Raw genomic sequence first — 16,767 nt, forward strand, 5'->3', positions numbered from 1 at the left:
TGAATTTAATCTTTGATTTATTTAGTCAATTCGTAATAGGGAAGAGGATGATTTATCGTTTGTAATGGTAACGATGTAAAGATTACCATTATTAGATTCGTCTATCATTTCATATTTCTTTTCTTCAAGGAGTTGATTTGTAATATAAGGTGTCGTATTACTATGACCTACAATTAATACTGTTTTGCCATGTGTTTCGGATTTAAACTTTTCGATATCAAAATTTCTAGGGTCATAGAGTGAAACGTCTAGATTATTGAAATTGGCAGTAGGTTTAGCTGTTTCTAATGTTCTATGGTAATTTGTAGAATAGATTTTATCAAATTTTACATTCGCCAAAATTTTCGACCAATTCTCTGCGCGCTTAAGCCCTTCATCGGTTAGATGAGGATTTCTATTGGACTTATCAGATTGGTCCTTTTCTGCATGTCTAATTAGGTAGTACGTTGTACTATTTTCTTTTTTATATTTTTCTAAAAAAGGTCCTTCCCATATAACTTCTTCGATCATCCATTTGCCATTGTCTTTAGACAGTAGTACATAATCAATTCCCCAAGCTGCTGTTACTTTGGCAGCAGCAATATGATTTGCAACTTCTAAAACCTTAACACTTCGCATTTTTGTTTCGGTTCGCAATCTACCTTCATCCTTAAAACGTTGTGCTAGCTTAAGTGCATTATCAAAACTGAGATGTTGATAATAGTTGTATGATCCTGTTTGCTTGTCTTTGAGATACCCAAATTTGTATAGCCTTGGTTTTAAGGCTTTTTTTAATTTTAGAGTATCACCTTCATAAAAACCATCTATATAATTGTTTAAGGTGATTTTGATTTCCTCTTTATCATTGGTGGTCTGTGCCAATAAAAAACAAGAAAAAAGTAATATGCACGTTTGCAGAATATTTTTCATTTTGGATAATTAATTAATGTTAAACAAAGCTGTTTGTATTTTGTGGCACTTAACTGAAATTTTTTTAGGCTAATTCTAAGGCTATTTCAATCATGCTTTTAAAAGTTGATTCACGTTCTTGGCTCGTTGTACGTTCACCAGTAACTAAAGAATCTGAAATCGTCAAGATGGTTAATGCACTAACATTATGTTTTGCAGCAACAGTGTACAAACCTGCAGCTTCCATTTCTACACATAAAACACCAAATTTTGACCATTTTTTGTAGGACTCAGTATCATCTTCGTAAAATTCATCAGAGGAAAGGACATTGCCTGCTTTAATCGGAATATTTTTCTTGCGGGCTATGTCTACAGCTTTAATAAATAGTTCAAAATCAGCAGTTGGCGCGTAGTCGGCACCTCCAAATCGTAATTCATTAACACCAGAGGTAGAGGAGGCAGCCATGGCTAATACCACATCTCGAATTTTCACATCTTTTTGATAGGAGCCAGCACTGCCCACACGAATTAAATTTTTTACATCAAACTCTGTGATTAATTCATTGGCATAAATTGATATACTCGGAACACCCATACCAGTTCCCATCGTAGATATCCTTTTGCCTTTATACAGTCCTGTGAATCCAAGCATTCCTCGAATTTCATTGAAACACACTGGATTTTCAAAAAATGTTTCTGCAATCCATTTAGCACGAAGCGGATCACCTGGTAGTAGAATAGTTTCCGCAATATCGCCTTTGTTAGCACCTATATGTACACTCATGCCATAAAGTTACACAAAGTCGAAGAAATTTTAATAAGAAGAGAGCACTGTTTGATTAGTCATCATACCAACGCCAGAAGAAGTACCTATTCTATCAACACCAGCTTCGATATATTTTAAAGCAGTCTCAGTGTCTCTTATGCCACCAGAAGCTTTAATTTTTAAAATATCCTTAACTGATTTACGCATAATTTTAACTGCTGTTAGCGTTGCGCCACTCTTTGAGAAGCCTGTAGAGGTCTTAACAAAGTCTGCTTTGGCATCAATACAGATTTCACAGGCTTTTACAATTTCATTTTTAGAAAGTTCACTAATCTCAAGAATTACTTTTAAAGGAATGTGGCCAATAGCTCTTTTCACTGCAGAAATATCTTTTAATACCTCCACGTGGTTTTTACTTTTTAGGCGACCTATGTTTATGACCATATCAATTTCAGAAGCACCATGCTCAATTGCTTTTTTAGCCTCAAAAACTTTGGCTTCTGTAGACATAGCGCCAAGTGGAAATCCAATAACAGAACATACTTTTACTTGTGAGCTTCCTAAAGCTTGTCTCGCAAAGGTTACATAATTACTATTTACGCAAACTGAGTAAAATTTATATTTAAGTGCTTCTTCACAAAGATTAAGAATTTCGGCTTCAGTAGCGTCGGCACGTAACAAAGTATGATCTATGAATTTATTTAACTCCATGTATTTATTTCGTAGGTTTAAAATTAAAAAGGCTATGGTAATTCACTCTAAATTGAGAGGGATTTACTAGACTTAATTGAGGGGTTCTTAAGCGTTGTGGAATTAAATAGCTCGATAAAAGTAGTAATTTATCCGTTAAAAGGACTGTTAAATCTTAGAAATTATTATGCATTTCATCGAAAACTTAAATACGTATTTATTAAGATGTTGATAATGAGCTTTTTATTTATAAAGATGTTTGAAATAAAAAAAGACCTTAGAAATAAGGTCTTTTTTCATATTGTAATATATGTCATTAATCTTCCTCTGCTCTCACTGCAGTTACCGTATAACCTGCATCTCTCAATAACTGAATCACTCCATTTTCTCCTGCTAAATGACCAGCTCCAACTCCAAAAAATGTAGCTTGATCTTCAGCAAATTCTTTAATTTTTGGAATCCAGTTTTTATTTCTATTATCCAAAAGAATGTCTTGATAATCAGCAACGCTAGAATAATTGTCGTCATTCATAAAATCTTGCATGGCTGTAATATTCTCGTTTTTATAAATCTCCAGTAACTTTGCAAAGTTCGCCTTGTCATAAGCGAGATTATCCTTAGCTGTTCTTACCAAATCTTTAATCTGTTCTTCGTATGGAATAATTTCAAAAACTTCTATTTGGTCCTCTATAGTTTCTAGTCCAAGAACTTCCTCGTTTTGCTCAGTTGCAATTTTCATTAATTCAGTTTCAAAAGACTGCATTGGGCAATCTATGAATTTAGGATAAAGCATAGAGGAAAGAAAGAAGGGTTTCACATTCTGCATTAATTTAACAGACATGCCGACATTATTAATAAATAAGGAATCAATAGCAGCGAAGTCTTCTTCATTAACTAAGTCATTAAGAGTTTTTCCTTCTTTCATATAAATACCCTTCATCATCTTGGTTTGCATTTCTGGGTCATCCATATCAATTTCTAAAACAACTTGTGTTGTTTCGTCAAGTGCCTTCATTACATCATTTTCTAAAGTAGCATCACATGTGATATGGATAGTTCCAAAGAGGTAGGAGGCTTTATCAAGACCATTTCCTTCAATTTTCCATAATGTTGAATTTTCTAAATCTTGAGCATTAATTGAAGTAAATGATAATAATACTCCGGCTAATAAAAATTGTAGTTTTCTCATGAATAATTTTTTGTTTGTACCATTGGTAGCATTTAATGTTAAATTGTTACAAAATAGGAAAGCAACATCGCCTTCTACCGAGTGCGACTCGGCTTGAATTTGATGTTGCTTTTAACCAACCAATCACTATAAAGACTGTTTTAAGCCCATATTGTTACATATTAGATTAGATTTCTTCTATAACAAGATCACCTTGATTTCTAAAAACAAGTTTGTCGTCAAATTCATCAAGTAGAATAATACTCTCTGTAGTTACTTTTCCAGAAAGAATTTCTTTACTTAACTGATTTAAAACTTCTTTTTGAATCACACGTTTAACAGGTCTTGCACCATATTCTGGATTGTATCCTTTCTCTGCTAGATAAGCTTTAGCTTCTGCTGTAGCGTCAAATGTGATACCTTGCTCAGCAATCATTTTTGTAACATTCTTTAATTGAAGATCTACAATATCAACAATATTTTCTTTAGAGAGTGGTGTAAACATTATTGTATCGTCAATTCTATTCAAGAATTCTGGTCGCACCGTTTGTTTTAGTAAACCAAGAACATCTAATTTTGCACCTTCTATCGCAGTTTGAACGTCTTTGGTTGCTTCAAATCGTTCTTGAATAATTTGACTTCCCATATTTGAGGTCATAATTATTATGGTGTTCTTAAAGTCTGCAACGCGTCCTTTGTTGTCTGTTAATCGTCCTTCATCTAACACCTGTAATAAGATATTAAAGGTATCTGGATGCGCTTTTTCAATCTCATCTAACAATACGACAGAATATGGTTTACGTCTAACAGCTTCAGTTAATTGCCCTCCTTCATCGTAACCTACATATCCTGGAGGTGCACCAACTAATCTGCTTACAGCATGTCGCTCTTGATATTCGCTCATATCAATCCGTGTCATTGCATTTTCATCGTCGAAGAGATATTCTGCTAAAGCTTTTGCTAATTCTGTTTTTCCGACACCTGTTGTACCTAAGAATAAGAATGTGCCTATTGGCTTCTGTGGGTTTTGTAAACCTGCTCTTGAGCGTCTTACAGCATCGCTTACAGCTTCAATTGCCTCCTCTTGTCCAACAACGCGCTTATGCAATTCATCCTCGAGTTTCAGTAACTTCTCGCGTTCGCTTTGAATCATCTTCGTTACAGGGATTCCAGTCCATTTGGCAACAACATCTGCGATGTCTTCATAAGTGACTTCTTCTTTTATAAGGGCAGTTTCCTGTTGTGCGAGCAACTGTTTTTGAAATGCTTCAAGCTTTTCGGTAGCCTCCTTAATTTTACCATATCTAATTTCTGCTACTTTTCCGTAATCGCCTTCGCGTTCTGCACGTTCTGCTTCGAGTTTATAATTTTCGATTTCTTGTTTTATATTCTGAACACTTTCAACAGTTTCTTTTTCGCTTTTCCATTTAGCATTGAGCTCATTGCGCTCTTCCTTTAGATTTGCTAACTCAGCTTTTAATACCTTAAGTTTTGCCTCATCTTTTTCGCGCTTTATAGCTTCATGCTCAATTTCGAGTTGCATTATTTTACGGTCTAATACGTCAAGCTCTTCTGGTTTAGAATTAATCTCCATTCTTAATTTGGAGGCCGCTTCATCCATAAGATCGATTGCTTTGTCCGGTAAAAATCTATTAGTGATATATCGATTAGACAATTCAACAGCACCTATAATGGCCTCATCCTTAATACGGACCTTATGGTGCGTTTCGTATTTTTCCTTTATACCGCGTAAAATAGAAATAGCACTTTCTGTATCAGGTTCATTAACAGTTACCTTTTGAAATCTTCGTTCTAAGGCTTTGTCTTGTTCAAAATATTTTTGATACTCATCTAAGGTCGTTGCACCAATTGCTCTTAGTTCACCTCTTGCTAATGCTGGTTTTAAAATGTTTGCGGCATCCATAGCACCCTGTCCACCACCTGCACCAACGAGTGTGTGTATTTCATCAATAAAAAGAACAATGTCACCTTCACTAGTAGTAACCTCTTTAATTACTGCTTTAAGGCGTTCCTCAAATTCGCCTTTGAACTTTGCACCAGCGATAAGCGCACCCATGTCCAATGCATAGATTTGTTTATCCTTTAGATTTTCAGGAATATCGCCATCTATAATTCTGTGAGCTAATCCTTCAGCAATCGCTGTTTTACCTGTACCAGGTTCGCCAACAAGGATGGGATTATTTTTAGTTCTTCTTGAAAGAATCTGAAGAATTCGTCGAATTTCTTCATCGCGACCGATTACTGGATCTAATTTTCCATCCCTTGCCAATTGATTAAGATTCTTAGCATATTTATTTAGAGAATTATATGTATCCTCTTGACTTTGAGAGGTTACACGATCTCCTTTTCTCAATTCTTCAATGCTAGATTTTAAGGCGCTTTCCGTAACACCTTGGTCTTTTAATATTTGAGCAATCTTACTCTTAGATTTGAAAATGGCAAGTATTAAATGCTCAATGGAAACAAAATCATCGTTCATTTTTTTTGCAATGATAGATGCCTCGTTTAAACTTTTACCTGCCTCTCTGGAGAGCATAATATCTCCACCAGAAACTTTTGAAAAGCTATCTAATTCTCTGTCTAGTACCTGCTGTAATATTGAAATATTTACATTGAGTTTTTTTAGTAAAAAGGGCATCACATTTTCATCAACATTAAAAATGGCCTTAAAAAGATGTTCATTTTCAATTTGCTGATGCCCTAAGCTTTGAGCGAGCTGTTGTGCTTGCTGTATAGCTTCTTGTGACTTAATTGTATAGTTGTTAAAATTCATTTTTTAATTCAATTTTTCTTGTTGTGTTTGGTTATCTTTATTCAATAATCTTACCAAGTAAAATTTGTAAGAATAAAATGACAAAATGTCTGTTATTTCCATTGACTTTATGACGTTTTGTCAATATTTAAGGATTTAGTCGTCATTCGACTCTTATCAATAAAGTTTATAAATGGGTTTATTCAAAAACATGTTTGGTTCTTCCGAGCCAAAAGAAGTAAAAGTACTACCATGGATACCGCTTGATAGTATTAATCAGTTAGAAATAATTGCTGAAAAATCAAAAACAAAGCCACAGTTTATTTTTAAGCACTCGACACGTTGTGGGATCAGTAGAATGGTTATGAATCAATTTATTAATCAATATGACTTAGATAGTAATGTTGATTTGTATTATTTAGATCTTTTGTCTTACAGAGATGTGTCTAATGAGGTTGGTTATAAATTTCAGGTTATTCATCAATCACCTCAATTACTTATTATAAAGAATGGAGAAGCGGTAGCTCATGAGTCGCATGGTGCTATTAATGAAATGAATATATCAAAATGGATATAAGAAAAACCTCCCAATTTTGGGAGGTTTTTTTAGAGGCTTGCTAATTGATATGATCTAATAACTTCTTTTAATTGTAGTTTTAAATCCTCTCCAGAATCATAAACCATTTGTTCATCTGATGGAAACACTAATTGGTTTTTTCTTAATAATTGTCTGTCATTTCTGTTTAATGCTCTTCGGTCTCCTCTAAATCTTCCGAAGATATTCTCAAATGTAAATCCACTGTCTAACGTAAATGTATCTACTACTTGGTTTTGTTTTAAATCGGTATAGATAACATCTGCAATAACTTGAGCAGATTTTGTTTGCAATACTTCATAAAATCTAGCTCTTGCCGTAATGATTCTATCTATCTTAATGTCATTACCGAGACTGTCCTTAGCAACATTACCATCTTGATCTAGAAGATATTCCCATCCATCTACAATAGATCTTTCTCTTAGGAATTGTCTCTCGTTTACACGTTCTGGTGACACATTTATCTGTCTCAACTTTAATTCCATTGCGTAATCATAGTCTAATGAATCATCTGCAATTGCGTGGTATGTTGTCCAGAACTGATTTAATCCATAGGTATTAAAATCCAAAAGCTCGCTTTCAAGTCTTTGTGGTATTAATTGATGTGTGTTATTCGTAATGGAAACATACACATAGTTTATACCTGCCTCATGAGCTTCATGCATCAATGATACAACTTCTTCAAAGTTTGGATTGATGGTATTCACATAGTCAAATAAACTATATGCTTTTCTTGCATTAGGCTTAGTTCCAGAATCTAAGAGATCTAGACCTTTATCCATCAAATAATCTGATGTTTTATATCTGTAAGAAACAAGATTATCACAATAATCATTGTATTCGAATCTTATAAGTTTCCCATCTATATATAAGGGCGAAATGCGCTTTATTGCATTTTGTCTAGCTTCTAAATCCACATAGCTTTCGTAAATCGTCTTGTATAATTCAGGATTGCCATCTTTTTTAAGCTGAGAGATTTTTGCCAAATCTTGTGTTAAGACTTTATGATAAGCATCTTTCAACATAATGACATATGCTTGCTTACGTTTTTTGTCTTTGTTGTTTTCAAGTTTTCTTAAAGCCTCGGAAATTGCATGATCGTAATTGCCATGGCTAATTGCTTGTTCAATTTGTTTTTTGGCACTACAAGATACGAGTACCGAAACAAGTGCTGTAAATAGTAATAATCGTTTCATGATCTTGTATTTTAAAGGTTATTAAAATTGATATCCAACCTTCGTGCCAAACTTTATTCGTAAAATCTCTTTTCGATATAAAGTATAACCTCTTACCTTTGCCCAATGTTTAAAACAGATGGTTCATATTTCCATAATTTAGAGATAGAGGATAGGTCAGAGTTACCGAATTTATTCACTTTTCCTTTTTACTATGAACCTCATAAATTTTGTGTTTTAGCCGCACGAGAAATTCAGAATTACTTAGAGTTTCAAGAAAATTTTGAACATAATTTTGGTTTAAACGATTCACAGAATGGTTTGGTTATAGGTAAAATGTTCGGTGTTATGATCGTTGAAGATTCAGCTAAGAATTTAGGATATATAGCCGCATTTTCTGGTAAACTTGCTGAACAGAATTTTATAAGAGGATTTGTTCCGCCTATATATGACACCCTTAATCCATCAGGATTTTATAAAAGGGGAGAAGCACAGCTAAACCAAATAAATGCTCAACTAGAAGATTTAGAGAACGCTTCTCAATATTTAAAATTAAAGATAGATTTAGAAGAGTTAAAAAATCAGTTTGATAAGGAATTAAAAGATTTTAAAACACTTATTAAAAGTGAAAAAGCGAAACGCAAAGCACAACGGGAAGTACGTAAATTAAAATTAAACGACATAGCTTATAAATCATTATTAGAAGATTTAAAAAAGCAGAGTATTTATTATCATTTTAGACTTAAGGATTTAAAAACCCAGTGGCAATTAAAAATTGAAACCAAGACCCAAGAATTAGATAAGTTTCAACAGCAAATAGATCGCCTTAAGGACAAGCGTAAAGTTAAATCTGCAAAGCTTCAAAAAGAAATTCACCAGCAGTATCATTTTTTGAATTCTAAAGGGGAGCAAAGAGATTTAATATCAATTTTTGAGCATACACAATTGGGTCAACCACCAGCAGGTTCAGGAGAATGTGCTGCGCCAAAGTTATTTCAGTTTGCTTATCAAAATAACTATAAACCTATTGCAATGGCCGAGTTTTGGTGGGGCGCCTCACCCAAATCTGAAGTCAGACGTCACAAAGAATTTTATCCTTCTTGTCGTGGCAAATGTGAACCGATTCTGGGGCATATGATGAAAGGGCTTAGCATAGAGCCGAATCCAATGGAAAAGCCAATTAAAACAGTAGATAAGCTCGAGATTATTTATGAAGATGAATTCTTGTTACTCATAAACAAACCACATGAATTTTTATCGGTTCCTGGAAAGACCATTTTAGATTCTGTAGAGACAAGGATGAAGGCTTACTTGCCTAATGCGAAAGGTCCATTATTAGTGCATCGATTAGATATGTCAACCTCAGGATTGTTACTGGTAGCAAAAAATGAGAAGACACATAAGAACCTTCAAAAACAGTTTATAGAGCGTACAGTCAAAAAACGCTATGTAGCTTTACTTGATGGTTATTTAAAAAATGATAAAGGATCTATTGACTTACCATTAAGAGTAGATTTAAATAACAGACCGAGACAACTTGTGTGTCAAAGTCATGGTAAACCTGCTCATACAAACTATAAAGTTATTGCTTCACATAACAACTGCACTCGAATTTACTTTTATCCTGTTACAGGAAGGACACATCAGCTTAGAGTACATGCGGCCCACCATCGTGGTCTAAATACACCAATAATTGGTGATGATCTTTATGGGAAAAGGGCAAATCGCCTTTATTTACATGCAGAGCAGATATCATTTGAACACCCTGTGACAAAAAAAAGGCTCACTTTTAATAGTGAGCCAGACTTTTAATTCTTAGTTTATTTAGTCTTTTTTGGATTAAAAACGGGTAGTAGTTGCGTTTTAACTTGCCCAAAACCAATTCTTACATCATCATTCTCACAATGCGCTCTCATGACTACAGTATCATAATCGTTAATGAACTTACGTTCAGAGCCATCCTTAAGTTTGATAGGTTTAGTGCCTTTCCAAGTTAGTTCTAACATACTTCCAAAAGAATCTTCTGTTGGTCCCGAAATTGTTCCACTTCCCATCATATCACCAGAATTTACTGGACAACCGTTCACGGTATGATGTGCAAGTTGTTGTGCCATATTCCAGTACATATATTTGAAATTGGTTCTACATAATATATTTTCATTTCCACCCTTAGGAATTATACCAGCCTCAATCTGAATATCAAAACTGTGTTTTCCTTTGGTTTGTAGATATGATAATGGTTTAGGATCTTGCTTAGGACTTTCTACTCTAAATGGTTCGAGCGCATCTAGAGTCACAATCCATGGAGACATAGATGACGCAAAGTTCTTTCCTAAAAATGGTCCAAGCGGTACATATTCCCATTTTTGAATATCACGTGCAGACCAGTCGTTAAACACTACTAATCCGAAGATATATTCCTCAGCTTCTTCAACTGGTATAGGTTCGCCAAGATCATTAGCATCTGTTGTTATGAAGGCCATCTCTACTTCAAAGTCTACCAATTTACTCGGTCCAAAGACTGGTTTATCAGCACCCTCAGGTAAGGTTTGACCTTGTGGTCTATGTATTGGAATATGGGTTGTGATAATTGAAGAGCTTCTTCCGTGATATCCCACTGGCATATGAACCCAATTTGGCATTAAAGCATTTTCTGGGTCTCTAAACATAGAACCCACATTTGTAGCGTGTTCTTTACTGGCATAAAAATCTGTGTAGTCACCAACTAAAATTGGCATTTGCATTTCGATTTCATCTAATCGAAAACAAATAATTTCTTTATGCTTTGTGTTATTTTTTAAAGTTTCGTTTTCAGAGTCAAAAACTTCTGCAACCCTATTTCTAACAGCTCTCCAAGTTTTTCTTCCATCAGCTATAAAATCATTTAAGGAATCCTGAAGAAAAATATCATCAGTTAATGGAATACCATCAAAATAACCCAATTGATGCATTGCACCAAGATCGATTGCTGTATCACCAATTCTAGTTCCAATGGTAATAATGTCTTCTCTGGTTAAGAAAACACCAAATGGAATATTTTGGATAGGAAAATCGGAGTATTTATTGACATAAAGCCAAGATTTTCTATTTGGGTCATTTGCAGCTATTGGCATAGTAACTTTTGTTGATTAAATGTTCATTAATTTCTATTCAAACCTACATAATTTTTAATATTAAAACTAATGTTTTACTATTTTTGATTTTCATTTTAATATAGACAAAATTTATGCAACGCGACGAACAGATTTTTGAGCTTATTCAAGCAGAGAGAGAACGACAAACCGATGGAATTGAACTAATTGCTTCTGAGAATTTTGTCAGTGATCAGGTGATGCAAGCCACGGGTTCTGTGCTTACGAATAAGTATGCTGAGGGTTACCCAGGTAAACGTTATTATGGTGGATGTGAAATTGTAGATGAAGTAGAGCAAATTGCTATAGAACGCGCTAAAACTTTATTTGGAGCGGCATATGCTAATGTGCAACCGCATTCAGGAAGTCAAGCAAATACTGCAGTATTCCATGCATGTTTAAAGCCAGGCGATACGATATTAGGATTTGATTTGGCACATGGAGGTCACTTAACACATGGATCACCAGTAAACTTTTCAGGAAGACTTTATAAACCAACCTTTTATGGTGTAAAAAAAGATACTGGCTACATCGATTATGATATGCTTTCTGATGTTGCAGAGAAAGAAAAACCAAAATTAATTATTGCAGGTGCATCAGCCTATTCTCGTGATATGGACTTTGCAAAATTTAGGGAAGTTGCCGACCATGTAGGTGCTGTGTTGTTAGCAGATATATCTCATCCTTCAGGTTTGATTGCAAAAGGTATTTTAAATGATCCTATGCCTCATTGCCATGTTGTAACAACGACGACGCATAAAACCTTAAGAGGTCCAAGAGGAGGGATGATTATGATGGGTGAAAACATAGATAATCCATTTGGTATTACACTTAAGAGTGGAAAGCTAAGAAAGATGTCTGGGCTTTTAGATTCTGGAGTATTTCCTGGGAATCAAGGTGGTCCTCTAGAACATGTTATTGCTGCTAAAGCTATTGCATTTGGAGAGGCCTTGAGCGATGAGTTTTTACACTACATGCTTCAGGTTAAAAAGAACGCCGATGCTATGGCTAAAGCTTTTGTAGCCAAAGATTATAATTTAATTTCTGGAGGTACAGATAACCATATGATGTTAATTGACTTAAGGAATAAAAATATAACAGGTAAAGATGCTGAAAATGCTTTAGTACGAGCAGATATTACGGTTAATAAGAATATGGTACCATTCGATACAGAGTCTCCATTTGTAACTTCTGGGATTAGAGTAGGAACTCCAGCCATTACGACACGAGGTCTTAAAGAAGATGATATGGCTTATGTGGTCGATTTAATCGATGAGGTTATAACAAATCATGAAAATGAGACGGTGCTAGAAGGTGTGGCAGAAAAGGTGAATGCACTGATGAGCGATAGACCATTATTTAGTGCCTAAAACGCATTTCAGAAATAAACTTAAGAGCCTTTCATAAAAGTGAGAGGCTTTTTTAATCTTCAAAAACGATACTTTCAATGGCACCTGCATCTGGAGTTGCTCCTCTTGCAATCCCTAAGATATCGTTTGGTATTTGACTTGAAAATACTGTTGATCCAATACCATTAGCACCAGATTCTTCGCTGATAAACATTAAGTTTTCAAACGGATCTTGAAAATCTGGTTCTACATTAAAGATATTACCTTCATAGAAATTTATGTCGCTAAAGACATAGTTCCCAGTATTTAAAAGATTATCATTATCAAAACGCAATAAACAGTTGTTGAATTTAAAATTAAATACACTTCCACGATCATCTAAGAAAAATTCTGGGTTATCGTTTCCATAGATGATACAATTATTAAAATTAGCTTCAACCAGATCATTCGTAATTGTAGCTCCGTTTTCGTCTTCAATATAATCGTTCAGCAAGAGCGCTGGGAATTGTCTAAAACTACTATTCCAATAATTAGCAATGGTACAGTGTGTAAAATTATACTTCCCACCAAGACTTCCTGCAAAAGAAGACTGACCAGAATTGTTTATAATAGTATTTTGTGCTGTAATAGAAGTCGCTCTACCCAAAAGACCAAAAGCACTAGAATTATAAATCTGTGAATTCGTAATTGTGAGCTTATCATTCATTTCTGCTTGATTTCCTTCTGATAATACACCTATGGTAGCATTTTTAATTGTAGCATAATTAATAGAATTATTAATACTGCCATTAAATAACCAAATAGTTCCCCATTGTCCTGGTACATCGCCAAAAAGAGGCTCGAGACGGTCGCCTTCAAGAATAACTTCATTTTCTAATACCTCTTGATCTGAACTTAAAGCACCATTAATGTTTAAGGAGGCTCCATTTGTTACAATAATCCCTGAATCAGTATGAAAATGAACGCGTGTACCAGGTTCCATAGTAAGAACATCGCCTTCATCCACACCTGCATATCCATAAATTACATATGGCTTTTCATTAGTAAAGGTTAATTCACTGTCCTCTAAAAATCGTCCTTGTAACGTGGTTTCATCTGCGTTACCATCTCCATCAACATCAAAAGTTAGGGTTTCAATAATCCCAGTGGTTTCGTCTCTATTTGGATAAATAAAAACAGCATCTTTTACTAAAGTAACCAAATCAACGTCTTGTTGATTAGCACCAGAATCGAATAAGATTCGATCTGTATATAAAAATTGAAAATCTGAACTCGTTAATGACTCAATGTCTATGGTTGTTTCAATAAAAATGAATAAACTGTCATTGGCGAGTAACTCAACATTTTCGAAAAATTTTCCTTCTTGTGCGCCTTCTAATCCTGTTGTGCCGTCAACATTCATTCTGTAAAATGAACTTGTGCCATTCTCTAATTGGATTGTTGGGATAACAATATCTTCATCACTTCGGTTATAAACTTTAAGGTTATAGGTACTGGAACCAATATTGGTAAAAACAGTGTCTAAATAAACGGTATCTCTCGCAAATTCTAAGCCACCAGTGCTCGGAGAGAACTCAAAATCATTTCTACAGGAGCTCCAAAAGAGAATTATACCAAGCAGTAAAAAAAATGAAAGCAATCGCTTCATGTAAATATGGGAATTTATTTTGCTAAAAATATAACTTTTGAAGTAATGAATTATTATGAAATGAAAGTTTTTGAGACTTAATTTTTATTGTTTAGACCTTTTTCATACGCGTCTAATATGTCTAAAAACAGCTTACTGTTTTCAACAAAAATATCTAGTAGCTCCATTTGTTTAGATTCTTTCAGATATTCTGAACTTATTCCTTTTGCATCACAGAAATCAAAAAACATTTTCACCTTACTTGGAGGAATTTTCAAATCTACAGTCAAAAACTTCTCATTAAACAAATTGCTTTCTGCAAATAAGGAGTCTATTTGATGATACTTTAAGGGTTGATAGACAGGTGCCCTATATTTATTATTCTTTTTAAATAATTTAGCCACTAAGGTTAAAATACCCAGAATATTTGCACCACCACTGTAGGCCTCCTCAGGTAAATATAAATGAGGATTATTTTTAATATCTTCTAATATTATTTGCTGTAGTTCGTAGTTATAAGTTTCTTGTTCAAAAACTGGTTGTTCAGGATCTGCAATAATTTCAACTTCCTCTAGGGTGTTTACAATCTTTTTAAGCTCAAAAATGGTAGTGTCGCTAAAATGAAACTCTTTTAAAACTACAGTTTTTGGATGATGAAAAAGCGATTCGAATGTTAAGGAGTCATTTATTTTAGCCTGTATTGTAAAATTACCATTCTCATCTGTTGCAGTAATTCTATTTTGAGTGAGATTATAGACTTTGATACCTTTTACTGTTGATAGTGAATCGTAAACCTTACCCTTTAGTACCTGTCCAGTCACAACTTGAGTTGATATAACAAATAGGAGGAAAAGAACAATTTTTTGCATTTCTTTTGATTGATGCTTTAAATTAAAAGCATTTCAATGAAAGTGCACTAAAGCTTTAAAAAAGATTAACTTAAATAAGTGTTAATTGAATAGTGTGCCGACCTCCTCTGTGATACGTGTTGGGCGATGTGTGGCTATATCCATAAAGCACCATTTTGTTTCAGACTTTACTATAAGTTTATCAGTGGAGGCGTTATAAATTTCTACAATTCGAACCGAAGTAACACCTTCTGATTTTAAGACATAGGTTTTGAGTTTAAGGATGTCATCTAAGAGTGCCTGACCCTTGTAATCGATAGTATGCTTTACTAATACCCAATAGTACTTATTTATAATATTAATATTAGCATTCTGTGTCCAGTGTGCCTCGGCTATATCTTGTACCCATTGTACATAACGAACATTATTAACGTGATTTAGTTGGTCTAGATCAGATTTTACAACAGTAATGGTTTTTTCGAAAATTTGCATGCAATAGATGAATCTGGTTATTGCTTTTTGGAGATGGTAACTTCAAACAACTTGTCCCAGTTTTTGCCTGTTACAAAAAGAGTCTTACGTTCTGGGTGATAGGCAATTCCATTGAGAACATCAAGTTCGTCATGTTGTGTCACTAATTTTCTCAATGGTTTAAAGTCTATTACACCTTCGACACCACCATTTGCTGGATTAATTATAGCAACACCATTGCGTTGATAAATATTCGCATATATTTTGCCTTCTATCCATTCGAGTTCATTAAGACTTGGAATTTTACCTTTATCGGTATAGACTTCGATATGATCATCTTCAATAAAATTAGAAGTATTTAAAACCCAGATTTTTTCTGTACCGTCAGACTTGAATAGATTTTTTCCATCGTTGCACAAGCCCCATCCTTCTTTGCTTTTTCCGTAGTTGAATAAACCTATTCTGTCAAAGGTATTGACATCATAAATAAAACCACGTTTACTTTGCCATGTTAACTGATAAATACTATCGTTAAGAATGGTAAGACCTTCCCCAAAAAATGAATCTGCCAAATCAATATTCTTAGTCACTTCGCCTGATTCAAAATTTACCTTGCGTAATTTGGATTCACCGCGTTGGCCTGTACTTTCATATAATGTACCATTATAAAACTCAAGGCCTTGCGTATAAGAAGTTATATCATGTGGAAATGTGTTTACTATCTCATAAGTATAAATATCAGGCCTTTTATTGTTATAAACATCAATAGCCTTGTTTAGTGTTTCAGACTTTCCATTATAAGCAATTGTCGCACTTATATTGTTTTTGCCCAGTTTAATTGAGTTAAGTGTTTGGTCAGAGCTAATTTCTTGACCATTCAACATATAGGTTATGGATTCAATATTTAATTTTTTTGGATTATTAATACTGAGATTCAATTGATCTCCAAGAGCAAAAGACTTTGCATTTGTATTTATAGAAAGACCACTTTGTTTAGAGGTATTGGTGTCGCCACAATTAAATACAATAAAACATAAAATTAGGGCTATAACACAATTATTAATTCGCATTTTTCTGTGCATTTTTGAGGCAAGTTATTAAATAAAAATTCAGTTTAAAAATCATTGTGAAAGTATTAAAAGGTTGTATCTTTGCAGTCGGCAAGTCCTACACAACCAGCTCCTGCTTAATCCTCCAGGGCGGGAACGCAGCAAAGGTACGCGGTCGTAGCGGTGTGATGTAGGTAGCTTGCCTTTTTTTTATGCGCTATAGTCTCCTTTAAATTC

The 16,767-nt window shown here is 34.2% G+C and carries 14 protein-coding genes and 1 other RNA gene; 4 read left to right on the top strand and 11 right to left on the bottom strand.

Going from position 1 to position 16,767, the window contains the following annotated elements; translation table 11 throughout:
* Positions 1-21: 21 nt before the first annotated feature.
* The 5 genes from ACRHOC_RS05175 to clpB all read right to left on the bottom strand — a co-directional run bounded on the left by ACRHOC_RS05175 (position 22) and on the right by clpB (position 6,306).
* The gene (locus tag ACRHOC_RS05175; RefSeq protein ID WP_431157525.1) at positions 22-909 is read right to left on the bottom strand and encodes a histidine phosphatase family protein; all 888 of its coding nucleotides are present in this window, start codon (positions 907-909) and stop codon (positions 22-24) included.
* A gap of 64 nt (positions 910-973) precedes the next feature.
* Complete coding sequence (gene deoD, locus ACRHOC_RS05180) at positions 974-1,672, bottom strand: purine-nucleoside phosphorylase (RefSeq protein WP_431157526.1); 699 nt, start codon at positions 1,670-1,672, stop codon at positions 974-976.
* A 30-nt stretch (positions 1,673-1,702) separates the two neighbouring features.
* On the bottom strand, positions 1,703-2,365 hold the full coding sequence (gene deoC, locus ACRHOC_RS05185) for a deoxyribose-phosphate aldolase (RefSeq protein WP_431157527.1): 663 nt from the start codon (positions 2,363-2,365) through the stop codon (positions 1,703-1,705).
* 295 nt (positions 2,366-2,660) lie between these two features.
* Complete coding sequence (locus tag ACRHOC_RS05190) at positions 2,661-3,533, bottom strand: TraB/GumN family protein (RefSeq protein WP_431157528.1); 873 nt, start codon at positions 3,531-3,533, stop codon at positions 2,661-2,663.
* 166 nt (positions 3,534-3,699) lie between these two features.
* Positions 3,700-6,306: an ATP-dependent chaperone ClpB gene (gene clpB, locus ACRHOC_RS05195; protein ID WP_431157529.1), complete on the bottom strand. Its 2,607-nt coding sequence runs from the start codon at positions 6,304-6,306 to the stop codon at positions 3,700-3,702.
* A gap of 172 nt (positions 6,307-6,478) precedes the next feature.
* On the opposite strand from clpB, the gene ytxJ reads away from it, so the two are divergent.
* Positions 6,479-6,862: a bacillithiol system redox-active protein YtxJ gene (gene ytxJ, locus ACRHOC_RS05200; RefSeq protein WP_431157530.1), complete on the top strand. Its 384-nt coding sequence runs from the start codon at positions 6,479-6,481 to the stop codon at positions 6,860-6,862.
* A gap of 29 nt (positions 6,863-6,891) precedes the next feature.
* Here the strand turns inward: ytxJ and ACRHOC_RS05205 are convergent, their stop codons facing one another.
* Positions 6,892-8,076: a hypothetical protein gene (locus tag ACRHOC_RS05205; protein WP_431157531.1), complete on the bottom strand. Its 1,185-nt coding sequence runs from the start codon at positions 8,074-8,076 to the stop codon at positions 6,892-6,894.
* 105 nt (positions 8,077-8,181) lie between these two features.
* Here ACRHOC_RS05205 and ACRHOC_RS05210 point away from each other — a divergent pair, with 105 nt between their 5' ends.
* Positions 8,182-9,867: a pseudouridine synthase gene (locus ACRHOC_RS05210; protein ID WP_431157532.1), complete on the top strand. Its 1,686-nt coding sequence runs from the start codon at positions 8,182-8,184 to the stop codon at positions 9,865-9,867.
* An 8-nt stretch (positions 9,868-9,875) separates the two neighbouring features.
* Here the strand turns inward: ACRHOC_RS05210 and fahA are convergent, their stop codons facing one another.
* Positions 9,876-11,168, bottom strand: coding sequence for a fumarylacetoacetase (gene fahA, locus ACRHOC_RS05215; RefSeq protein ID WP_431157533.1), 1,293 nt, complete (start codon positions 11,166-11,168; stop codon positions 9,876-9,878).
* 113 nt (positions 11,169-11,281) lie between these two features.
* Between fahA and glyA the strand changes: the two genes are divergently transcribed.
* Positions 11,282-12,556 (top strand): serine hydroxymethyltransferase, encoded by a 1,275-nt coding sequence (gene glyA / locus ACRHOC_RS05220; protein ID WP_431157534.1) that lies wholly within the window; start codon positions 11,282-11,284, stop codon positions 12,554-12,556.
* Positions 12,557-12,608: 52 nt separating this feature from the next.
* Here the strand turns inward: glyA and ACRHOC_RS05225 are convergent, their stop codons facing one another.
* From ACRHOC_RS05225 to ACRHOC_RS05240, 4 genes are all read right to left on the bottom strand, one after another.
* Positions 12,609-14,183: a hypothetical protein gene (locus ACRHOC_RS05225; protein ID WP_431157535.1), complete on the bottom strand. Its 1,575-nt coding sequence runs from the start codon at positions 14,181-14,183 to the stop codon at positions 12,609-12,611.
* 77 nt (positions 14,184-14,260) lie between these two features.
* Positions 14,261-15,031 (bottom strand): hypothetical protein, encoded by a 771-nt coding sequence (locus ACRHOC_RS05230; protein ID WP_431157536.1) that lies wholly within the window; start codon positions 15,029-15,031, stop codon positions 14,261-14,263.
* A gap of 81 nt (positions 15,032-15,112) precedes the next feature.
* Positions 15,113-15,502 carry an acyl-CoA thioesterase gene (locus ACRHOC_RS05235; protein ID WP_431157537.1) on the bottom strand — a complete coding sequence of 130 codons (390 nt, stop codon included), beginning with the start codon at positions 15,500-15,502 and terminating at the stop codon, positions 15,113-15,115.
* A 17-nt stretch (positions 15,503-15,519) separates the two neighbouring features.
* The gene (locus ACRHOC_RS05240; protein ID WP_431157538.1) at positions 15,520-16,551 is read right to left on the bottom strand and encodes a glutaminyl-peptide cyclotransferase; all 1,032 of its coding nucleotides are present in this window, start codon (positions 16,549-16,551) and stop codon (positions 15,520-15,522) included.
* 88 nt (positions 16,552-16,639) lie between these two features.
* Here ACRHOC_RS05240 and ffs point away from each other — a divergent pair.
* An RNA gene (gene ffs / locus ACRHOC_RS05245) (signal recognition particle sRNA small type) lies at positions 16,640-16,738 on the top strand.
* Positions 16,739-16,767: the final 29 nt, after the last annotated feature.

The organism is Winogradskyella poriferorum, from assembly GCF_050618035.1.
In the GTDB taxonomy this organism is placed as follows: domain Bacteria; phylum Bacteroidota; class Bacteroidia; order Flavobacteriales; family Flavobacteriaceae; genus Winogradskyella; species Winogradskyella poriferorum_A.

Excerpts from the sequence above, each read along its gene's own strand:
- ACRHOC_RS05175 (WP_431157525.1), bottom strand. The coding sequence starts at position 909 with ATGAAAAATATTCTGCAAACGTGCATATTACTTTTTTCTTGTTTTTTA.
- deoD (WP_431157526.1), bottom strand. The coding sequence starts at position 1,672 with ATGAGTGTACATATAGGTGCTAACAAAGGCGATATTGCGGAAACTATT.
- deoC (WP_431157527.1), bottom strand. The coding sequence starts at position 2,365 with ATGGAGTTAAATAAATTCATAGATCATACTTTGTTACGTGCCGACGCT.
- ACRHOC_RS05190 (WP_431157528.1), bottom strand. The coding sequence starts at position 3,533 with ATGAGAAAACTACAATTTTTATTAGCCGGAGTATTATTATCATTTACT.
- clpB (WP_431157529.1), bottom strand. The coding sequence starts at position 6,306 with ATGAATTTTAACAACTATACAATTAAGTCACAAGAAGCTATACAGCAA.
- ytxJ (WP_431157530.1), top strand. The coding sequence starts at position 6,479 with ATGGGTTTATTCAAAAACATGTTTGGTTCTTCCGAGCCAAAAGAAGTA.
- ACRHOC_RS05205 (WP_431157531.1), bottom strand. The coding sequence starts at position 8,076 with ATGAAACGATTATTACTATTTACAGCACTTGTTTCGGTACTCGTATCT.
- ACRHOC_RS05210 (WP_431157532.1), top strand. The coding sequence starts at position 8,182 with ATGTTTAAAACAGATGGTTCATATTTCCATAATTTAGAGATAGAGGAT.
- fahA (WP_431157533.1), bottom strand. The coding sequence starts at position 11,168 with ATGCCAATAGCTGCAAATGACCCAAATAGAAAATCTTGGCTTTATGTC.
- glyA (WP_431157534.1), top strand. The coding sequence starts at position 11,282 with ATGCAACGCGACGAACAGATTTTTGAGCTTATTCAAGCAGAGAGAGAA.
- ACRHOC_RS05225 (WP_431157535.1), bottom strand. The coding sequence starts at position 14,183 with ATGAAGCGATTGCTTTCATTTTTTTTACTGCTTGGTATAATTCTCTTT.
- ACRHOC_RS05230 (WP_431157536.1), bottom strand. The coding sequence starts at position 15,031 with ATGCAAAAAATTGTTCTTTTCCTCCTATTTGTTATATCAACTCAAGTT.
- ACRHOC_RS05235 (WP_431157537.1), bottom strand. The coding sequence starts at position 15,502 with ATGCAAATTTTCGAAAAAACCATTACTGTTGTAAAATCTGATCTAGAC.
- ACRHOC_RS05240 (WP_431157538.1), bottom strand. The coding sequence starts at position 16,551 with ATGCGAATTAATAATTGTGTTATAGCCCTAATTTTATGTTTTATTGTA.